The organism is Flavobacterium sp., assembly GCF_046293665.1.
Taxonomy (GTDB): domain Bacteria; phylum Bacteroidota; class Bacteroidia; order Flavobacteriales; family Flavobacteriaceae; genus Flavobacterium.
Window position 1 is genome coordinate 20,842 of sequence record NZ_JBKBOL010000010.1, and the last position, 20,173, is coordinate 41,014.

General features: G+C 35.1%; 18 protein-coding genes. 5 read left to right on the forward strand and 13 right to left on the reverse strand.

Features of this window, described 5'->3' with window-relative positions:
• Positions 1–10 precede the first annotated feature (10 nt).
• Positions 11–874, reverse strand: a complete 864-nt coding sequence (locus ACK4R1_RS12770) for a helix-turn-helix domain-containing protein (RefSeq protein WP_409687674.1) — start codon at positions 872–874, stop codon at positions 11–13.
• 82 nt (positions 875–956) lie between these two features.
• On the opposite strand from ACK4R1_RS12770, the gene ACK4R1_RS12775 reads away from it, so the two are divergent.
• The gene (locus ACK4R1_RS12775; RefSeq protein WP_409687677.1) at positions 957–1,319 is read left to right on the forward strand and encodes a DUF983 domain-containing protein; all 363 of its coding nucleotides are present in this window, start codon (positions 957–959) and stop codon (positions 1,317–1,319) included.
• A gap of 43 nt (positions 1,320–1,362) precedes the next feature.
• On the opposite strand, the gene ACK4R1_RS12780 is transcribed toward ACK4R1_RS12775, so the two are convergent.
• From ACK4R1_RS12780 to ACK4R1_RS12800, 5 genes are all read right to left on the reverse strand, one after another.
• On the reverse strand, positions 1,363–1,911 hold the full coding sequence (locus ACK4R1_RS12780) for a PepSY-associated TM helix domain-containing protein (RefSeq protein ID WP_409687680.1): 549 nt from the start codon (positions 1,909–1,911) through the stop codon (positions 1,363–1,365).
• A 26-nt stretch (positions 1,912–1,937) separates the two neighbouring features.
• Positions 1,938–4,148, reverse strand: a complete 2,211-nt coding sequence (locus ACK4R1_RS12785) for a TonB-dependent receptor family protein (protein WP_409687683.1) — start codon at positions 4,146–4,148, stop codon at positions 1,938–1,940.
• A gap of 149 nt (positions 4,149–4,297) precedes the next feature.
• Positions 4,298–5,443, reverse strand: coding sequence for a PepSY-associated TM helix domain-containing protein (locus ACK4R1_RS12790; protein ID WP_409687686.1), 1,146 nt, complete (start codon positions 5,441–5,443; stop codon positions 4,298–4,300).
• A 75-nt stretch (positions 5,444–5,518) separates the two neighbouring features.
• Entirely contained in the window at positions 5,519–7,639 is a 2,121-nt protein-coding gene (locus ACK4R1_RS12795) for a TonB-dependent siderophore receptor (RefSeq protein WP_409687689.1), read from the reverse strand.
• A gap of 177 nt (positions 7,640–7,816) precedes the next feature.
• Entirely contained in the window at positions 7,817–8,293 is a 477-nt protein-coding gene (locus tag ACK4R1_RS12800; protein ID WP_409687691.1) for a DUF6265 family protein, read from the reverse strand.
• Positions 8,294–8,403: 110 nt separating this feature from the next.
• Between ACK4R1_RS12800 and prfA the strand changes: the two genes are divergently transcribed.
• Positions 8,404–9,477 (forward strand): peptide chain release factor 1, encoded by a 1,074-nt coding sequence (gene prfA / locus ACK4R1_RS12805; RefSeq protein WP_409687694.1) that lies wholly within the window; start codon positions 8,404–8,406, stop codon positions 9,475–9,477.
• Between the two features lie 52 nt (positions 9,478–9,529).
• On the opposite strand, the gene ACK4R1_RS12810 is transcribed toward prfA, so the two are convergent.
• The 6 genes from ACK4R1_RS12810 to ACK4R1_RS12835 all read right to left on the reverse strand — a co-directional run bounded on the left by ACK4R1_RS12810 (position 9,530) and on the right by ACK4R1_RS12835 (position 13,729).
• Positions 9,530–10,138, reverse strand: coding sequence for a hypothetical protein (locus tag ACK4R1_RS12810; RefSeq protein WP_409687697.1), 609 nt, complete (start codon positions 10,136–10,138; stop codon positions 9,530–9,532).
• Positions 10,139–10,175: 37 nt separating this feature from the next.
• Positions 10,176–10,328 (reverse strand): lmo0937 family membrane protein, encoded by a 153-nt coding sequence (locus ACK4R1_RS12815; RefSeq protein ID WP_409687700.1) that lies wholly within the window; start codon positions 10,326–10,328, stop codon positions 10,176–10,178.
• A 23-nt stretch (positions 10,329–10,351) separates the two neighbouring features.
• Positions 10,352–10,744, reverse strand: a complete 393-nt coding sequence (locus ACK4R1_RS12820) for a hypothetical protein (protein ID WP_409687703.1) — start codon at positions 10,742–10,744, stop codon at positions 10,352–10,354.
• Between the two features lie 175 nt (positions 10,745–10,919).
• Positions 10,920–12,710 carry a CHASE3 domain-containing protein gene (locus tag ACK4R1_RS12825; protein ID WP_409687706.1) on the reverse strand — a complete coding sequence of 597 codons (1,791 nt, stop codon included), beginning with the start codon at positions 12,708–12,710 and terminating at the stop codon, positions 10,920–10,922.
• 11 nt (positions 12,711–12,721) lie between these two features.
• Positions 12,722–13,168, reverse strand: a complete 447-nt coding sequence (locus ACK4R1_RS12830; protein ID WP_409687709.1) for a response regulator — start codon at positions 13,166–13,168, stop codon at positions 12,722–12,724.
• A gap of 3 nt (positions 13,169–13,171) precedes the next feature.
• On the reverse strand, positions 13,172–13,729 hold the full coding sequence (locus tag ACK4R1_RS12835) for a helix-turn-helix domain-containing protein (RefSeq protein WP_409687712.1): 558 nt from the start codon (positions 13,727–13,729) through the stop codon (positions 13,172–13,174).
• A 254-nt stretch (positions 13,730–13,983) separates the two neighbouring features.
• Between ACK4R1_RS12835 and pyrF the strand changes: the two genes are divergently transcribed.
• Entirely contained in the window at positions 13,984–14,799 is an 816-nt protein-coding gene (gene pyrF / locus ACK4R1_RS12840) for an orotidine-5'-phosphate decarboxylase (protein WP_409687715.1), read from the forward strand.
• A 6-nt stretch (positions 14,800–14,805) separates the two neighbouring features.
• Positions 14,806–15,615 carry an ABC transporter substrate-binding protein gene (locus ACK4R1_RS12845; RefSeq protein WP_409687718.1) on the forward strand — a complete coding sequence of 270 codons (810 nt, stop codon included), beginning with the start codon at positions 14,806–14,808 and terminating at the stop codon, positions 15,613–15,615.
• 162 nt (positions 15,616–15,777) lie between these two features.
• Here the strand turns inward: ACK4R1_RS12845 and ACK4R1_RS12850 are convergent, their stop codons facing one another.
• Complete coding sequence (locus ACK4R1_RS12850) at positions 15,778–16,491, reverse strand: DUF4197 domain-containing protein (protein WP_409687894.1); 714 nt, start codon at positions 16,489–16,491, stop codon at positions 15,778–15,780.
• A gap of 202 nt (positions 16,492–16,693) precedes the next feature.
• On the opposite strand from ACK4R1_RS12850, the gene ACK4R1_RS12855 reads away from it, so the two are divergent.
• Positions 16,694–20,119: a methylmalonyl-CoA mutase family protein gene (locus ACK4R1_RS12855; protein WP_409687721.1), complete on the forward strand. Its 3,426-nt coding sequence runs from the start codon at positions 16,694–16,696 to the stop codon at positions 20,117–20,119.
• The last annotated feature ends 54 nt before the right edge of the window (positions 20,120–20,173 follow it).

Sequence of the window (20,173 nt, forward strand, 5' to 3'; positions counted from 1 at the left end):
ACGAGGTTTTTTAGTTTAGGTTTTTTCGGAATTCACTCGGTGTCAAGCCAGTTTGCTTTTTAAACAGCCTTGTGAAATAAGAATAATTTTCAAATCCCAAATTGTCAGCGACTTGGTTAACCGTTTTTGAAGCATCGGTTAAAAGTCTTTTGGCTTCTAAAATCACACGGTTGGTGATTAATTCGGTTACTGTTTGGTTTAAAATATCTTTGCAAATTCGGTTTAAATGTTTTAATGTGATGTTCATTTTACCGGCATAAAACGATGGTGATTTTTCGGTTTTATAATGTTGTTCCAAAAGTTGTTCTAACTGATGTATCTTGTAGTTATACGAATGCGTAACATGATTCGTAGTCGAAAGATATTTTCGGGAGATTTCTAGATGAATGCAATCCAGTAAGTTTAACAGTTTGTCTTCTTTTCTTTGATGGTTGGCTTGGCTTTCAGTTATCATTAAATCAAAATAGGGTAGAATATGAGCCAATTCTTCCGTTTCAAAAACGATTTCCGGTTGGTTCATCACCGATTGGTAAAAAGGATAGTCTTCTATTTTTTTGTTGCCAAAATAGAGATTGTAAACTTCTTGCGAATAAAAGAAAATATAACCTTCGATATCTTCGGACAATTGCCAATTATGGATTTGTCCCGGTTGGAGCACAAATAAACTCCCGGGTTTGATGTCGTATCTGGTAAAATCAATTTCGTGAGCGCCACTTCCGTTGGTGAATAAAACTAATAGATAAAAGTTGTGTCTATGAGGTTTTTCAATAAAAGGGTGTGCTTTTAAATGGTTTTTAAAAGTGTTGATGTACAACTCTTTTTTAACCAAATCTGCTTTAAAATTTTGAATATTGTAAATAGGTTCTCTTTTCAAAATGTCTTTATTGTGCTATTATTGGCGAAGATACTAAACAATTGATCATCTTAAACGGTTTACCTTTGCCTAAAAATAAATCATGCTAAGTAGTATATACCATATTTTCCGCAACGAATGTCCCAATTGTCACCAAGGCAAAGTATTTGCGGATAAGAGTTTCTTCTTAAGTTTTGGGTTTCCTAAGATGAACGAGCATTGTAGTCATTGCCATTTTAAGTTTGAAAAAGAACCGGGTTATTTCTTCGGCGCTATGTTTGTTAATTACGGATTAACTGTAGGACAAGGCATCATTACTTATTTAATCGCAAGTCAGTTTTTTGAAGAAACTTTCGATTTGAGAATCATCCCGATTATTGGCGTTGTCATCGTTTTGCTGAGTTGTTTCAACATTAGGCTTTCGAGGATGATTTGGATTTATATGTTTAAAAATTATTCGGTGTAAAATAAAAAAGCCCCGACTCATCGGGGCTTTTCATTTATTCTTATTAACCCAATAAGAACAAAAATAATAAAGGAAAAAGTAATCCGGCGAGTGCCAGTTTCCAACCTCTACGTTTAAAGGTAAACTTACCGACAGGAATCATAATTGCTCCCGTAATCGCTATAGTAATTAGTGATAGTCCAAAGATGTCTGAGTAATAAATCCACCAATTGGAAGTGTTTTTGTGCAGTTTCATCATTTGACTGATGATAGGCGTTTTGTGAAAAGAGACAATCTCGCCTTTTCCGGTTGCCATATCGATTTCAACATCGTGTTTTTCGAACGAAATCTTGAAAGTTCCTTTCTTTACACTGTGACGGCGAATTTTATCCTCAATACCCAAAGCCTTTCCTAAAGAATCTGCAAACGGTTCACTGATTTTGTCTTCAGTTGGCATTTTTACTTCGATGGCTTTGGTTTCCACTGTATATTTTTCGGGATGCCAATTTTCCCTGTGGTTCATCATGATACCTGAAAAGGCAAATGATATGATTAATCCGATGTAAAAATAGCCTAAGTCGCGGTGTAGGTTTCTTATTTTTTGTTGTTTCATCGTTGACTTCTTCAAGTAAATCTAAATTAGAACCTTGCCATTATTCCGGCATTGATTCCAAATGGATGTCCGGGACGCAATCCTGCCGGAACTCTTGAAACCGCATATTTACTATCAAATAAGTTGATCATATTAGTCATTAATGCTACTTTTTTGGTTAAGAAAAATTTGGCTGAAGCATCAACAATAAAGTTACTGTCAACTTTTGCATTTGGCGCAATTTCGCCTTGTCCGGCCAATGTTCTAAAGGCATCAACATATTTTCCGCTTACTGCAGCATCCCATTTTTTGTATTTGAATCCGAGTGTTACCGCAAATTGATTTTTGGCGATATACGGAATCTCATCACCATCAGTAACTGTTCCCCAAATTGGACTATTGAAATTGGATTGCAGTTCCGTATCTGTTAAAGTGTAAGAGAGCGTTAAAGGCAATTCAATGCTTTTACTGTTTAATAATTGGTACGATGCCAATAATTCAATTCCTTTTACAGTAGCTTTTCCGGCATTGAATAAATCACCGGTTCCGGATCCGCCGCCAGACATATTATCAGCACCTTGTAAGTTTGAAAATCCGTTGTAGTAACCTACTAATTCTCCTGAAAATCGATTTTTGTTTATACGAATACCAATTTCGGTATTAAAACTGCTTTCTGCATCTTCGCCAACTGTTGTTCCCGGAGGTGAAAAACCTTTGTGAACACTGGCAAAAAAGTTATAGGAATCGTTATGCGAATACAATACTCCGAATCCCGGAATCCAAACATCGGTTTTGTTTTCTGTTACCACTAAGTTGGTGCCAACTCTATCGACATCATTTGAACCATAGTTTTCAGAAGTTAGCTTGATGTTTTCATATCGAACTCCCGGACTAAAAGTAAATTTGTTGTACACCAAATTCCACAAAGCATGAGCAGCAGTAGCTTTGGCTGAAACAATTCGGTTGGCATCCGTTCCCGGCGTTCCGAAACTAGTTTGAATCATATTACCGTTTTGAATGGCAAATCCGTCAACCCATTGAAAACGATCTTCAAAATCTTCGTGGTAGCGAACGCCAAAATCTAGTTCGTTAGTTGTTTTTCCTAAATTGAATTTATAATTCCCAACGGTTTGTATGCCTTTGGCTTCGTATTCTCTATTGTTGGCTTTTACTCCTAAAGCATTGTTAACCGTGTTGTTTTGACCAGTTATGGCCAAATATTCCGCTTGATAGGTTGTTGGATCTTCTAAAATATTGTTGATGGAAACTCGACTCGTGCCCAAACGAACATAATCTAATTTATACCAATTTCTGGCAAAATCATTTCGGTAAGCTTTAGTAGTGAATGTTAAGTTAGCGTTAGGTTTAATGAAGTGTGTCAACATGATTTGCTTGTGTTCCGTATCAATGTAATCTTCATTGGAACCTATGTATCTTCTGTATGGATTGGCATCAAAATCAGCTTGGGTTAACCCTAAGTAAGTTTCGTTAGATATTTCTTCAGAAAACTGTAATTTCATGGTTAATGATTGGTATATTTTAGCATCCGGATTTGAATTTACTCTAAATTTTGCCACATAATCATTTCCGTTAAAACCGGTTTTTTTGGCACTATTGTCGATGGTTTTAAATCCGTCTGAATTGCGGTTGTTGTATTCTACTAAATAACCAAAGTTTTTAAAACTATCGCCTAAGTTCACATAAGATTTTTTGGTATTGAAACGTCCAACACTGCCCACAAAGTTTCCTGAAAAATTGCTTGGAATTTGCGAAGAAACCATGTTTATAGCACCACCGGTAGTGTATGGTCCGTATTGAATCTGACTTCCGCCTTTTAAAATCTCGAAAGATTGCATACGATTTACTGTTGGAAAATAATACGCTGCAGGAGCTGAATAGGGAGCCGGAGCAATCAAAACACCGTCTTCCATTACGGTAATTTTTTCAGTACGATTCGGACTTGTACCTCGCATTCCGATATTAGGTCGCAATCCGAAACCTTCTTCTTCTTGAATGGTAACTCCGGGAACGGTTCTGAATATTCTCGAAACATCATCGTAATTGAAGGTTTTTAATTCGGCAGGAGAAATGAAATGTGTTGAGCCTGCTCTGTTTTTGGCTTTGAATTTACTTCCAACTAAAGCGTCAGTGGAAATAACTACTGTTTCTAACACAAGTGTGTCTTTTTTGGTTTCTTGAGAAAAACCAATAGTACCAGTAGCAAGTGTTAGGGCAAGAATGGAGATATATTTTTTCATTTATTTAGAATAAGTTAAAATAATGATGCAAATATAAATACGAGAAACGGATTAAAAAAGTTTATTTAGATTAAATATAAATAGTTTTTGGTAAGTCGAAATTAACGCTTTGATTTACTGAAATCTAAGAGCAAAAAAAAACTCCTAAATTAATTAGGAGTCTTTTTGTTTCTTCTTCCGTACCATATTAAAAAGCCGGTAATCGGTAAACTGGCAATCAGTAAACTAACCAAAAAAGCAAATATCTTTCCGGGTAAACCCAAAATGGCTCCGGTGTGAATGTCATAGTTCATTCGCATTAATTTATCCGAAGTATTGGCATCTTGCAACTTTCCATAAATATGATTTACCTCTTTTTCTTTCAAAGTATATTGGTCAAAATAGCGGTAATCGGTTTTCCAATAAGTGCCTTCAGCTAAATTAGCATTGGCGGCAATAGAACTCGAATCGGTTTCCGGCGGATGCACTTCTATAGATTTTGCTGTTGGATATTCTGTTTGCATTAGCATCCAAACTTTATCCAGGGGTTTTTCAACCGAAGTAATAGCAATTTCTTTTTTAGAAATTGGATCTTCATATACTAATGATTTTTCGCCACCAATTAAAGTATAATAACCATAAGCAAACCATGGAAAGCCCCAAACCAAGCCGGTAATGGCAAAGATTAAACCGATGGACATCACATAAAAACCGGTGATATTGTGTAAATCGTAATTTTTTCGTTTCCATTTTAAACCTTCTTTCCATCGGAACCAAAAGCGTTGTTTGGCCGCTTTTTTATTTTTTGGGAACCAAAGAATCAATCCTGTTATCAACATGAACAAGAAGATTAAAGTTGCAGAAGCACAAACTGTTTGTCCGATTTCATGTGGCAACCAAAGGTAAAAGTGTCCGTCTAAAATCCATCTGAAAAAACCGGAATACATATCAGCCACTTCCAAAACTTCTCCGGAATATGGATTTAAATAAATGATATTGTAGTAATCATTACTCGCAACAGTATCATCATGACTAAAGAAAATAGCTTCTGCAGATTTACTTGAACCATTGTATTTAATGGCGTGAAGTACTTTATTTGGGAGTTCATGTCGGGCAATTTTTTCCAGTTCAGTAGGCAAAAGGAAAGAATCAGACTGTTTTTCTACAAAACGGTATTCCTCAGTGATGTTTTGAATTTCTTCTTGAAAGGCGTAAAAACAACCGGTAATAGCAATAATAAAAACAATAATTCCCGAAGATAATCCTAACCAAAGGTGAATGTTTCGAATGGTTTTTTTGAAGCCGTCTTTTTTCATTTATAAAGTGTAAAAACTCCTCACCGAAATGAGGAGTTTAATTAAACAAACAAGTAACAAAATTCTAATATTGAATTAAAATTTATAGGTTAATCCGGCAGTCAAACTTCTTAAACGTTGTGGCGTAACGGTTGACCAACCTGAATAGTATTTTTCATTTAAAAGATTATTTACTTTTAAGGAAATTCCGAATTGATCACTTGAGTAAGACAAAGCAGAATTTACAACAGTATAACTTGGTAATTCAAAAGTACCAATGTTGGCTCGATTTAGTGTTTTGTATTCACTGGCGTAGTTTCCGCCAAAACCGATGCCGAATCCTTTCAATTTACCGGCTTTTAGAGTGTAGTTTGCCCAAAAATTAACTAAGTTTTGGGGGCCGGCTTCTTCCGGACGAAGCCCTAAATAACCACTAGCTGGATTGTCTTTGGTAACTTCACTATCATTATAACTATAACCGGCAATAATATTTAAGCCTTGTAAAGGTGTAAGTGTTAAACTTACTTCAATACCTTGGCTTCTAACTTCTCCGCCTTGTATTGAATTAAGTGGATTACTTGGATCAGCCATTACTTTGTCTTTTACTAGAATATTATAGTAGCTTACAGATCCTGAAAAAATCTCTTTAAATAAATTGGTTTTAACTCCAAATTCATATTGATTGGCTTGTTCAGGCTTGAATGTGGCAAAACTCAAATCATCTTGCTGAACCGGTGCGATGTTAACAAAGCCATTCATGAAATTGGTAAATACTGAAACTTTATTTTCAATGATTTGGTATACCGCGCCGAATTTTGGTGATAAAGCTGTTTGGTCAAAATCTTGTCCTTCTGTTTTATTCTTAAAATTATCGATTCTCAAACTGGCCATTACCGAAAACTTGTTCGTAATATTCAACACATCAGAAAAGTAAGCACTCAATACTTCGGTTTCCGCAGTTGCATTTCCTGTAAAGGTTCCAACTAATAAATCATCAACACCAGCTTGGGTTAAATCGCCTGAATCGGTTTGATTTTGTAATGATACAATTCCGTTTCCAACCCAACCAGAGCTTCCGCTTACCACATTATTGTTGAAATAGTCGGCACCAATAACAACTCTGTTTCTTAGTTTACCAATTTTAAAGTCACCTATAAAGTTTTGTTGAATATCAGTTCCAAATGTTCTGCTGTTTCCTTTTGAAATGTATCTTGTAAATTCATCTCCGTTGGAGGAATCCCATAAATAAGAATAGTAACCAAACGATTTTGTATTGGTTCTGGATAAAACTGTTTGCGAAGTCCATTCGTCAGAAAGCTTGTAGTTCATTTGCGCCTGAATGTTGAACGTTGGGTTACTAATGGCCAAATCATTAGAGTTGTATGATTTTCTATAATTCCTTTCAAATACATCAATCGAAGAAAAAGATAACGGAAAATATCGATTAAGGAAAATCATTGGCGCATTAGCGGATGTTCTATTTGAAAATTCGGTATTGATAAAAAATGATAGTTTATCATCTACTTTATAACTCAATGATGGTGCAAAGAAAAATGACTTTAAAAACCCGGAGTCTTGAAACGAACCCTCATTTTGGTAGGCTGAATTAATTCTAACGGCAACCTCTTTATTTAGCGGAATATTTATATCGGCAGTAACCCTGTCAGTACCATAAGTTCCTGCATTATAACCGATTTCTCCTCCAAAAGTTGAGAGAGGTTTTTTAGTAACCACATTGATTAATCCACCATACGAAATTAAACTACTGCCAAATAAGGTTCCCGATGGTCCTTTAATAACCTCAATATTGTCCACATTAATTGGGTCGATGGCTCCATTATTAAGTGATGGCAAGCCGTTAGTCATGGTTGGTTGTACCGCAAAACCTCTCATGCTGTAATATTCCGCTCCATCACCACCACGACCGGTTGATTCCCAAAGTCTGGTGATTCCGGTTGCATTTTTTAGAGCGTCGTTGAAATTGGTTACTACTTGCTCTTTTAATAATTCACTCGTTACAGTATTGTAAACTTGAGGGTTTTCAATATTGTTCAAAGGCATCCTGGAAACTGTAGTGCTTTTTTCTCTTTTGTACTTGTATTTGTTGGTGTTGATTTCAACTTCTTTCAACTTATTAATGCTGTCTTTCTTGGCTTCTTGACCAAATGTCACTATTGATAGAAGTAAACTTGTAGATAGGATAAGTATGTTTTTCATTCTTATTTAGATTAATTAAAAATAATTATGCAAATATATACGGGTCTGGTTTAATCGCAAAACTTATTTAGAATAAATAAAAATAATATTTATAATTGACTGAATTTCTATTATTTATAAATGAAAAAAGCTTCACCAAATAGGTGAAGCTATGTGTTTTTAGTAGGAATAAAAGTGTTATTTCTTTGTCATAGGATAACTTTCTGAGCTTGATTTTCCTTGTTGCCTTCCTGAAATAGTTGCCACTAACGAAGTATCATTTACCTTTTTGTAAACAATTTTTTGAGGGTAATCATGATTAGGATTTTCAAAAGAATAACTGTTTTCTAACTCAGAAGTTAGTTTGAAATCAACCGGTTCGTCATTGTTTTGTCCTTTTACCGTTGGTCTGTAAATGAGTTGGTCTTTTGATTGGGTTAAAATAATGCTTTCAGAATGCAAAGTGTCTTTTTCATTTTTGATGAAATAGGTTTGCCCCGAAAAAGTACTATCATTGACTTTGGTCCAGGTTTCGGTTAAAAGGCCTTCAGGAGTTTTGCTTTCCCATAGCCCTAAGAGCCAATTCATTTCTTCTAATTGTTCAAAATTGTTATCAGACTTAGTTTGGCAGGAAGCCAATAAAAGAATAGATATTATTGTGATTGTACGCTTCATTACAGGTGTTTTATAAAACTATACAATACTATAAAAAATCTACCAACTGAACACTGTCAACTGAACACTTTTTTTAGTATTTTTGCACTCCAAAACAGAAAGACAAACACATGTTAGATAGATTACAATATGTAAAACAACGTTTCGACGAAGTATCAGACTTGATTATTCAGCCTGATGTTATTGCCGATCAGAAACGTTATGTACAATTAAATCAGGAATACAAAGGATTAAAAGCATTAATGGAAAAGCGTGATGAATACGTTATGCTTGATGCGAATATCAAAGAGGCTAATGAAATTCTTGCTGATGGTTCCGATGCCGAAATGGTTGAAATGGCCAAAATGCAATTGGATGAAGCCAAAGATCGTTTGCCTGAATTGGAAGAGGAAATCAAGTTTATGTTGATTCCAAAAGATCCTGAAGATGCGAAAAACGTTATGGTGGAAATCCGTGCCGGAACCGGTGGAGATGAAGCATCAATTTTTGCAGGAGATTTATACAGAATGTATACAAAATACTGTGAGTCTCGTGGTTGGAGAACTTCTGTAGTAGATATGAACGAAGGAACTTCGGGTGGTTTCAAAGAGGTAATTTTTGAAGTAACCGGAGAAGATGTTTACGGAACTTTGAAATTTGAAGCCGGTGTGCATCGTGTACAACGTGTGCCACAAACGGAAACCCAAGGTCGTGTTCACACTTCAGCTGCAACTGTAATGGTTTTACCGGAAGCCGAAGAATTTGATGTACAAATTGATATGAATGATGTTCGAGTAGATTTTTTCTGTTCTTCAGGACCAGGAGGTCAATCGGTAAATACAACCAAATCGGCTGTTCGTTTAACGCACATACCTTCAGGCTTGGTTGCCCAATGTCAGGATCAAAAATCACAGCATAAAAATAAAGACAAAGCTTTGGAAGTATTGCGTTCCCGTTTATACGAACAAGAATTGGCTAAAAAGCAAGCTGAAGATGCAACCAAACGTACTTCTCAAGTAAGTTCAGGTGACCGTTCGGCTAAAATCCGTACCTATAACTATGCGCAAGGTCGTGTAACTGATCATCGAATTGGTTTAGACGTTTTTGATATGGATGGTGTGATGAACGGAAAAATTCAAAAGTTTGTTGACGAACTTCAGTTGGTTAACAACATGGAGAAACTAAAAGAAAGCGAAGTTTTCTAAAAATAAAAAAGGGCTAACAGAGTATGTTAGCCCTTTTTCGTGCTTATCAAATTTAGAGTCTAAACCCATAAGCAATTCTCAAAGCAACCAGTCCCAAACCTTTATCTACGGTATTGTTTTCGAGTATCGGAAAATCACTAAAATGATCGTAACGCAAACTAATGTCAATCACATCAGTAGCATATCCGATTCCGGGGCTTATCAGTAATGAAGTTTTGTCATAATCATTGGTTACGGCAAAAGCAGCACCAACTTCTCCTAATAAATATAATTTATCTTTTAAGACAAAAGCTTTAAATCCACCTTTAACAGGAATGTATCCTAAATCATTGTCCTTGCCGCTGACAAAAAAGTTACTAAAACCGGTAGTCAGTGTTAAGGAATACTTTCTAGATAAGTCATATTGCAGTCTAATATCGGCTCCCAAGTTATAATCATAAGGATCTTGGAGCGGAAGGCCACCGTTAAGTCCAAAACCTAAACGGAAACCTTGGTCATAATTTTTCTTTTCTGTTTCTTGAGCCATTGCTGTAACAGAAGTTAAAAAGCAGAGTGCTAAAAAAAATTTCACTGAGTTTGTAAAAATTGTTTTGCTCACGATTTGGTATTCGTGACCCGAACCGCCTTTGCAGTGAACGGATGAAATAATCTTTGGTTTCATGGTGTAGAATTTTAATAATTGGTAGGTCGTTTTCTATCTATATTTCTTCTCCTTTTATGATTCTTAATAAAATGGCTATTACTGCAACTAATAACAATATGTGAATTATGGAACCTACATTAAAAACTAGGAATCCAAAAAACCACAGTATAACAAGTACTACGGCTACAGTGTATAATAAATTTTGCATGATAATGTTTTGTTTTGAATAATTTACTGTAAAAATGCTGTTGAATCGTTAGAAAGTATAGGTTGCGCAGGTCTTTGAATTCTTCCTTTCGGATTGTAAGGATACATTTTTCTGTGTATTTTTATGAACTGTTCCGGATTGTCATCTTCAAAATCGGTAATTATCACTCTTTCTTTTTTGAAAAGTGAATAACCACCATAATTTGGAGGAAGTTGTGTATTGGTAACCCAAGTATTATTTTCCTGATAATAGAATACTTCCTTTTTCATATCATAATAAGCTTCCATGTTAGGGAAATAAAAATAACGCAGTTCACAGTTGGTTTGCGGATCAATAGTCAATTTTTTTTCATCATTGACTTGAGCATTTACTTGTAAAAGTGATAGTGCTGTAAATAGTAAGATATAATTTTTCATGAGGCAAAATTTTATTGGTTAAACAATAAATTTATTTGATTTGTGACATTACAAAGTTGCTAACGTTCGAATGATTTTGCGTTACAAGAATTTTCTAAATAGTTATAGAATTTCCATTATAGGCCAAAAAAAAATCCTATGCGAAACATAGGATTTAAAATTGTATATTGATTGTTTAACAATCTTCTGAAAGGAATATGGTAAACTTTGATCCTTCATTTGGTTTGCCCTCTGCGAAAATATAGCCTTTGTGATTTTCAACAATTTTTTTACAAATAGCAAGTCCGATTCCCGTTCCGGCATATTCATTTTTGTTGTGCAGACGATTGAAAAGGATGAATATTTTTTCGGCATATTCTTGTTCGAAACCGATACCATTGTCTTCAAAAGTGATTTTGTAGAATTTGTCTTTGGTGTTTTTCGGAATCATGTTTTCTTCAAGTGCAGTTACTCTTTTGCTGGAAATTTTAATTTCCGGAGTCACATTTTCTTTACTGTATTTCAGAGAATTACCAATTAAATTAATGAATAACTGCTGAATTTGAAACGGAATCACTGTCATTTTAGGCAAGACTTCATGATGAATCAAAGCACCTTTTTCTTCTATAGATTGAGCCAAATCAAATTTGGCATTTTCTAACAAATCATTTAAACTGACTTTTTCAAATATTTTTTCGGTTTTATTCGCTCTTGAATATTGAAGCAAATCATCAATTAGAATTCTCATGCGTTCTACAGAAGAGTGAATTCTTGTGATGTATTCTTTTCCACTATCTGAAAGCGAATCATATTCTTTATCTGAAAGTCTGGAAATAAAAGTTTGAATTTTACGCAATGGTTCTTGTAAATCATGACTGGCAACATAATTAAAGGCAACCAATTCTTTATTACTGGCTTCCAGTTCAATGTTTTGTTGTTCTAATGATAACGAGGCTAAAACTTCATCAGTTACATCGCTCGTTGTTCCAATTAAGATATTCTGACCAGATTTATTGGTTACAATTCTGCCTGTAGTTCTAAAATAGCGTAGCTTCTTATCTTTAGTTATGATTCTATAGGTAAAAGCCGGTAAATTATCTTTTTCTAATTTGCTAGACGTAATGCCTTCGAAATAGGTCTTGTCTTCAATATGTACGTATTTTAAAAAATCTTGCTGTCCGTTTTTAAAAGATTGTGGTTCACAACCCAAAAGGCGATAGATATTGTCAGAAAAAGTATATTCATCATTGTCAATGTTTAGTTGCCAACTGCCAAAATTACCAACGATTTCCGCTAAATTACTCGACTCATTTAAAACCGTTAGGCGGTTGTTAGACAATTGTAATTTGTGAAGGTCTCGGTTAATTCTGATATAAGAAATTGAGATTAAAACTATGGTTATCAGTAACGTAATATAAATAAAAACTGGGGTGACTTTGATAGTGTCTTTATAACTTAACTCTCTTGATTTTAGATTTTCTTTTTCTAAAAGAATCATAGTGTTAATTTGACTGCGAACACTGTCCATAGTTTGTTTTCCTATGAGTAATTTTTGTTCTATTTCACTATCTCCTAATGGTTTTTTTAAAGAAAGATGCAAAGCAGAGGAAAGGTAATTTTGTCTTTTGTTGATGTAAAGTTCTAGTTTTCTTAAATTATTTTCCTGAGCCGGATCATTTTTAGTATAGCTCTTTACGATTTTAAATGAATGAGCAATTTTTTCTTTTGAATTAAGATAAGGTTCTAAAAAAGTAGAGTCTTTGGTAATCAAAAACCCTCGCTGTCCGGTCTCGGAGTCTTTTAAATAAGAGAACAAACGTTCAAGTTCCAGATTAATATCATAAGAATGATTAACCCATTTGGCAGAGTTATTCAATAAGTTGATGTGTTTATATGTAATCGCTGAGATAAAAAATATGGCAAAAATAGAAACCACAAAAATGCTTTTGAGAAAAATAGGAGATTTGTAAAATGCATTTAGTTTCATGGTTTTGGTTTTTATAGTCGCAATAAAAAATTATCCTTGTTCAGCCCAGAAGTATGGTATTGCCAATTGATAGTGACTACGTCAGACAACACTTTTTTCAGTGTAGCAAAATCACTTGGCTTTTTGATGTAAATATTAGCACCTCTGACAAACGTTTCTTCGATGTGTTCTTCTGATGAAGAAGTTGAAAATATAGCGATGGCTATATCATTGAAACGATCGTTCTGTTTTATTTCATCCAAACACTCAATACCGTTTTTTCTAGGCATGTTTAAATCGAGAAACAGTACATTAGGTAAAATAGCTTCGGGCTGATTCAAGTAATTCATCAGTTCAACGCCATCATTAAAAGTATTGACTTTGGTACTGATTTTTAATTCATCAAACGCATCAGTAAAAAAAAGCCTATCATCTTCATCGTCATCTGCTAAGATAATGTGTATATATTCTTTGACCATAAATTATTTTTTGTTTGTAATTTCTCTTCTTTTTGAAATAATCCTTTGGAAAACCGACGGTGTAATACCAGTGACATTCTTAAATTGAGTACTCAAATGCGCAACACTTGAATAATTGAGTTTAAAAGCAATTTCAGTTAAGCTCAATTGACCGTTTACGATGAGTTGCTTAGCATATTCTATCTTTTGCATGATGATGTAATTCTCAATAGAGGTATAGGTTACATCAGAAAACAAATTAGAGAGATAGCCATAGCTGTGACTCAATTTTTCGGCAAGATAAACAGAGCTTTTGACATTTACTAATTCCGGACTGTGAATCATTTCAATAATGGTATCTTTCATCTTTTGTACCAAAATAGTTTTTTGATTTTCAATGATGTCAATACCATATTCCTTTAATTCTTCAGTGAATTCGTTAAATTTTTGATTGTCTGTTTTTTCTAAGATTTCTACTTCACCAAAACCGAGTACTCGGTGTTTGATATTATGCTTAATGAGTTTGTCTTCTAAGACTTTTCGACAAACGGTATTGAAGTCAAATTTGATAAAGATTTTCATATAAAGATTCGGATTGTTTTTTGTTCATAAAAGTAACAAAATATTTCCATCAAAAAAGCCGTAAATGAATACGGCTTTTTTTCTCTCTAACCCCAACTTTTATTATGTGTGATAATAATTAAGGCATTACTTATCATCAACATTACAAAGATATTTTAGGCATTTAAAAAACCAGTTATATAATTTTCCGCTTATGTTATAAAATTTTCACATTTCATTTTTCAATTTGTAACTTTGCAACACAACTACAAAAAATGACAACACAGCAGCTCGTTCAACAAATCCGCCAAAAAAAATCCTTTCTTTGCATAGGTTTGGATGTCGATTTAACCAAAATTCCACAGCATTTATTGGCATTCGAAGATCCAATATTTGAATTCAACAAAGCTATAATTGATGCGACACACGATTTGTGCGTTTCCTATAAACCAAACACGGCGTTCTATGAAGCTTATGGTTTAAAAGGTTGGCAATCGTTGCAAAAAACCATCAATTACCTTAACCAAAACCATCCGGAAATTTTTACTATAGCCGATGCTAAACGCGGCGATATTGGTAATACGTCAACCATGTATGCCAAAGCTTTTTTGGAAGATTTGAATTTTGACAGCGTTACTGTCGCACCCTACATGGGAAAAGATTCAGTTGAACCATTTCTTGCTTTTGAAGGTAAACACACAATCTTGTTGGCTTTGACTTCCAACGAAGGTGCTTTCGATTTTCAAACTAAAAATGTCGATGGTTCAGCATTATACAAAACAGTTATCAAAACTTCCAAAACTTGGAAAAACAGTCAAAACCTGATGTATGTAGTTGGCGCTACCAAAGCCGAATATTTTGCCGAAATTCGTAAAATTGTTCCCAATAGTTTTTTCTTAGTTCCCGGCGTTGGCGCTCAAGGCGGAAGTCTTTCGGAAGTTTGTCAATACGGAATGAATGACGAAATCGGTTTGCTAATCAACTCATCACGTGGAATTATTTATGCTTCTAATGGAACTGATTTTGCTCAAAAGGCTAGGGAGGAAGCACTGAAATTGCAACAAGAGATGGAAGCCATAATGAAACTATAATTCAGCTTGAAAACTTTTACAGACCAACTCGGAACAACACATACTTTTGAAACAACACCAAAGCGAATCATTTCGTTGGTTCCGTCTCAAACAGAATTATTATATGATTTGGGTTTAGAAGACAGTATTGTTGGCATCACTAAGTTTTGCGTACATCCTTTTCATTTCAAATCCACCAAGAAAATTATTGGCGGAACCAAAAAAGTTCATTTTGAGAAAATTCGTTTGTTGCAACCTGACATTATCATTGCTAATAAAGAGGAAAATACCATTGAAATAGTAGAAGAATTATCTAAAATTTGTCCGGTTTGGGTAACCGATATTATTACTCTGGAGGACAATCAGAAAATGATAGAAGATTTTGGAATACTTTTCAATAAAAGGACTGAAGCGCAAAAATGGATGGATAAAATTAATTTTGCACTCGCCGATTTTCAAAACTTCATCAAAGACAAACCGGTGAATAAAGTGGCTTATTTTATTTGGGCGAATCCTTATATGGTAGCAGCCGGAGAAACTTTTATCAATGAATTATTAAAGCTGAATAAGTTCGATAATATTTACGATAAAAATCCAAAGTATGAAGGAAGATATCCGGAAGTGGTTGTCCAAAAAATGCGAATTCAAGGTGATCCGGATTTGGTGTTGCTTTCTTCTGAACCATTTCCTTTTACTGACGAACATGCTTTTGAATTAGGTCGCCATACGCATCATGCCAAAACTGTTTTTGTTGATGGCGAAATGTTTTCGTGGTACGGTAGCCGAATGGTTAAAGCCTTTGCTTATTTCAAAAAACTACACGAAAAAATAGTGTAAAAAAAATGCCGATGCTTTCCCAAGCACCGGCTTTTTTTAACTAACCTAACCAATATAATAAAAAACCAATTTATTACTTAGCAAAGATAAGGCGCGTTTTTATGTTCTTGTGTTAACGATATGTTATACTTATGTTATTGATTTCTAAAATTTTAGAAACCCTTATAGCTTCTTGTCTTGTAATGCAAAAACTTGTTGAAGCAAAGGTGAAGTTCTCGAACTCAAATTGGTTCTGATGTTTTTTTCTTCCACAGCTATCATTTTAAATACGCCTTCTAAAGCTTTGTTGGTGGTATAATCAGTCAGGTCAGGATTGACTTTTTTAACCAATGGAATCGCATTATATTTATTAATAATGTTTGTCCAAACTTTATCAGCGCCAACTTTAGCAAAGGAGTTTTTAATCACCGGATTGAATTTAGCATACAATGGAGTAGTGGTTGTGGTTTGTAAATAAGTGGTAGCCGAACTTTCATTGCCCATTAAAATATTTTTAGCATCGGTAAAACTCATTTGCTTTACAGCATCAACAAAGATTGGTGTAGATTCTTTCACCGCATCTTCTGCAGCACGATTCAACATTAATATGCCTTCGTCTGCTAATGAACCTAATCCAATTTTTCGCAAACCGCTATCTACTTTTTTCAATTCTTCCGGCATTAAGATTTTCACCGCTTCATTTTTATAAAAACCATCTAAGGCAGTCAACTTCGTAACTTGCTTCGAAATTCCATTGTTGAGCGCTTCTTTTAGTCCACCGGCAATGTCAAGTTGGGCATTCGGATTTAATTCAGGAAATTGATTGGCTACTTGTTGTAGCTCTGCGCAGCTTAATAAGCTATACGAGATAAATAATGCGAGGACAGTTTTAGTCATGTTTAGTAGATTGTTTTTTGGAATTTTTTGGATCTTCGTTTTCATAATAAAGAATGGTAAAGATTTGAATGCCAAAGTTAAAAATAGATTGATAGGCAACTGTTAATATTTGTCTAAACTTGACAAAAATTATGCCACCTAATTACTGTATAATTTTTATTAATTGCGTAAATTGCGGCACTTAAATTATCATATTCTCAAAATGGAACCACAAATCCCGTATATTCCAAAAAATAAAGTCAGAATTGTAACTGCAGCTTCTCTTTTTGACGGTCACGATGCCGCTATCAACATCATGCGACGTATCATTCAAGCCACCGGAGTGGAAGTAATTCACTTAGGTCACGACCGAAGTGTTGAAGAAGTCGTAAATACTGCTATTCAAGAAGATGCTAACGCCATTGCAATGACTTCTTATCAAGGCGGACACAACGAGTATTTCAAATACATGCATGACTTGTTGAAGGAAAAAGGCGCCGGTCACATCAAAATTTTCGGTGGCGGTGGTGGCGTAATTCTACCTTCTGAAATTTCGGAATTGCATGAATATGGCATTACCCGAATTTATTCTCCGGATGATGGCCGTTCAATGGGATTACAAGGTATGATTAACGATTTGGTAAAACAATCAGATTATCCTGTTGGAGATGTGTTAAATGGAGAAATCAACCATTTGGAAGAAAAAAATCCAACGGCAATTGCACGTGTTATTTCTTCTGCAGAAAATTTTCCTGATGTTGCCAAAGAAACGTTAGAGGCGATTCACAAGAAAAACGAAACCACTCATATTCCTGTGTTAGGTATTACCGGAACCGGTGGTGCGGGAAAATCATCTTTAGTCGATGAATTAGTTCGCCGATTTTTAATCGATTTCCCTGAAAAAACCATCGGATTGATTTCAGTCGATCCATCAAAAAGAAAAACCGGCGGTGCTTTATTAGGAGATAGAATTCGTATGAATGCCATTAACAATCCTAGAGTTTACATGCGTTCGTTGGCTACACGTCAATCCAATTTGGCTTTGTCAAAATATGTAAACGAAGCGATTCAGGTGTTGAAAGCCGCAAAATATGATATTATCATTCTGGAAACTTCCGGAATTGGTCAAAGTGATACGGAAATTTTAGAACATTCAGATGTTTCCTTATATGTAATGACGCCTGAATTTGGTGCGGCAACCCAATTAGAGAAAATCGATATGCTTGATTTTGCTGATTTGGTAGCTATCAATAAGTTTGACAAACGCGGTGCTTTAGATGCGATTCGTGATGTGAAAAAGCAATACCAACGCAACCACAATCTTTGGGATACCAATCCTGATGATATGCCGGTTATCGGAACCATTGCCTCACAGTTCAATGATCCGGGGATGAATACACTCTACAAAAAAATAATGGATAAGATTGTAGAAAAAACCGAAGCCGATTTAAAATCGACTTTCGAAATCACCCGTGAAATGAGCGAGAAGATATTTGTTATTCCACCACACAGAACCCGTTATTTGTCTGAAATTGCCGAGAACAATCGCAAATATGATGAGACAGTTTTAACTCAAGTGGAAGTGGCTCAGAAGTTATACGGTATTTATAAAACTATCGAATCTGTTGCTAAAAAACAACCGCAAATTGATAAATCAGGTATTGAAGTTAACAGTTTGAATTTCAATGAAGATAACAAAGATTTCTTAAACTTATTAGTTAAAGAGTTTGACCGAGTAAAAATGAATCTGGATCCGTTCAATTGGGAGATTATTTTGACTTGGAACGACAAGGTAAACAAGTATAAAAATCCTGTGTACAGCTTTAAAGTGCGTGACAAGGAAATCAAAATTGATACTCATACCGAAAGTTTATCACACTCACAAATACCAAAAGTAGCGTTACCAAAATACCAAGCTTGGGGCGATATTTTAAAATGGAATTTACAAGAGAATGTACCTGGAGAATTCCCGTTTGCTTCTGGATTGTATCCTTTTAAACGTGAAGGCGAAGATCCAACGCGCATGTTTGCAGGAGAAGGCGGACCGGAGAGAACCAACCGTCGTTTTCATTATGTTTCCCTTGGAATGCCGGCGAAACGTTTGTCAACTGCGTTTGATTCGGTGACTTTGTATGGAAATGATCCTGATTTGCGTCCGGATATTTACGGAAAGATAGGGAATGCCGGTGTTTCTATTTGTTGTTTAGATGATGCAAAGAAATTGTATTCCGGTTTCGATTTGAGCCATCCGATGACTTCAGTTTCGATGACTATTAATGGTCCGGCGCCAATGCTTTTGGGCTTCTTCATGAACGCGGCCATCGATCAAAATTGTGAAAAATATATTATTGAAAATAATCTTCAAGTAGAAATTGAAGAGAAAATCAATGAAATCTATAAAAAGAAAGGTTTGCCAAGACCTAAATACAACGGTGAGTTACCAAAAGGAAACAATGGTTTAGGTTTAATGCTTTTGGGCGTAACCGGTGACCAAGTTTTACCGAAAGAAATTTACGATGATATTAAAATCAAAACGCTTACGCAAGTTCGTGGAACGGTTCAGGCTGATATTTTAAAAGAAGACCAAGCGCAAAACACTTGTATTTTCTCGACCGAATTTGCCTTGAGATTGATGGGTGATGTTCAAGAATATTTTATCCAAAAGAATGTGCGTAACTTCTATTCGGTTTCGATTTCGGGTTATCACATAGCCGAAGCAGGAGCAAACCCGATTACACAATTGGCGTTTACTTTGGCGAATGGTTTCACTTACGTGGAATACTACTTAAGTCGTGGCATGAACATCAATGATTTTGGACCAAACTTGTCGTTTTTCTTTTCTAACGGAATCGATCCTGAATATGCCGTAATCGGAAGAGTGGCGCGTAAAATTTGGGCGAAAGCCATGAAAAACAAATACGGCGCTAACGAAAGAGCTCAGATGTTGAAATACCACATTCAAACTTCAGGTCGTTCGCTTCACGCTCAAGAAATTGATTTTAACGATATCCGTACTACTTTACAAGCTTTGTATGCGATTTACGACAATTGTAATTCATTGCATACGAATGCTTATGACGAAGCGATTACGACGCCAACCGAAGAATCTGTTCGCAGAGCGATGGCGATTCAGTTGATTATCAACAAAGAATTAGGCTTGGCCAAAAATGAAAATCCAATTCAAGGTTCGTTTATCATTGAAGAATTGACCGATTTAGTAGAAGATGCCGTATTACAAGAATTCGACAGAATCACGGAACGTGGCGGAGTTCTTGGTGCTATGGAAACCATGTACCAAAGAAGTAAAATTCAGGAAGAAAGTTTGTATTATGAAACTTTGAAGCATACAGGAGAATTCCCAATCATTGGTGTAAATACCTTTTTGAGTTCAAAAGGTTCGCCAACGGTGGTACCAATGGAAGTTATCCGAGCAACTGAAGAGGAAAAACAATTCCAAATCAAAACTTTAGAAACGCTACACCAAGCCAACACAGGCATTGAAGAAGAACAATTAAATATGTTGCAAGAAGCAGCAATTTCTAATAAAAACTTATTTGAACGATTGATGGAAGCGACAAAGTATTGTTCGTTAGGACAAATTACTTCCTCGTTGTTTGAAGTGGGTGGGCAGTATAGAAGAAATATGTAAAGTTTGTTTCTTCTTTTTAGTAAATAAGAATTTAAAATTAATCATGTTGATTTG

Bases quoted from the DNA above. Each gene is read 5' to 3' on its own strand.
- ACK4R1_RS12810 (WP_409687697.1), bottom strand. From the start codon at position 10,138: ATGAAACCAAAGATTATTTCATCCGTTCACTGCAAAGGCGGTTCGGGT.
- ACK4R1_RS12780 (WP_409687680.1), bottom strand. From the start codon at position 1,911: ATGAAACAACAAAAAATAAGAAACCTACACCGCGACTTAGGCTATTTT.
- ACK4R1_RS12795 (WP_409687689.1), bottom strand. From the start codon at position 7,639: ATGAAAAACATACTTATCCTATCTACAAGTTTACTTCTATCAATAGTG.
- ACK4R1_RS12790 (WP_409687686.1), bottom strand. From the start codon at position 5,443: ATGAAAAAAGACGGCTTCAAAAAAACCATTCGAAACATTCACCTTTGG.
- ACK4R1_RS12855 (WP_409687721.1), top strand. From the start codon at position 16,694: ATGGAACCACAAATCCCGTATATTCCAAAAAATAAAGTCAGAATTGTA.
- ACK4R1_RS12785 (WP_409687683.1), bottom strand. From the start codon at position 4,148: ATGAAAAAATATATCTCCATTCTTGCCCTAACACTTGCTACTGGTACT.
- ACK4R1_RS12850 (WP_409687894.1), bottom strand. From the start codon at position 16,491: ATGACTAAAACTGTCCTCGCATTATTTATCTCGTATAGCTTATTAAGC.
- ACK4R1_RS12835 (WP_409687712.1), bottom strand. From the start codon at position 13,729: ATGAAAATCTTTATCAAATTTGACTTCAATACCGTTTGTCGAAAAGTC.
- ACK4R1_RS12775 (WP_409687677.1), top strand. From the start codon at position 957: ATGCTAAGTAGTATATACCATATTTTCCGCAACGAATGTCCCAATTGT.
- prfA (WP_409687694.1), top strand. From the start codon at position 8,404: ATGTTAGATAGATTACAATATGTAAAACAACGTTTCGACGAAGTATCA.
- ACK4R1_RS12825 (WP_409687706.1), bottom strand. From the start codon at position 12,710: ATGAAACTAAATGCATTTTACAAATCTCCTATTTTTCTCAAAAGCATT.
- pyrF (WP_409687715.1), top strand. From the start codon at position 13,984: ATGACAACACAGCAGCTCGTTCAACAAATCCGCCAAAAAAAATCCTTT.
- ACK4R1_RS12820 (WP_409687703.1), bottom strand. From the start codon at position 10,744: ATGAAAAATTATATCTTACTATTTACAGCACTATCACTTTTACAAGTA.
- ACK4R1_RS12815 (WP_409687700.1), bottom strand. From the start codon at position 10,328: ATGCAAAATTTATTATACACTGTAGCCGTAGTACTTGTTATACTGTGG.
- ACK4R1_RS12800 (WP_409687691.1), bottom strand. From the start codon at position 8,293: ATGAAGCGTACAATCACAATAATATCTATTCTTTTATTGGCTTCCTGC.
- ACK4R1_RS12830 (WP_409687709.1), bottom strand. From the start codon at position 13,168: ATGGTCAAAGAATATATACACATTATCTTAGCAGATGACGATGAAGAT.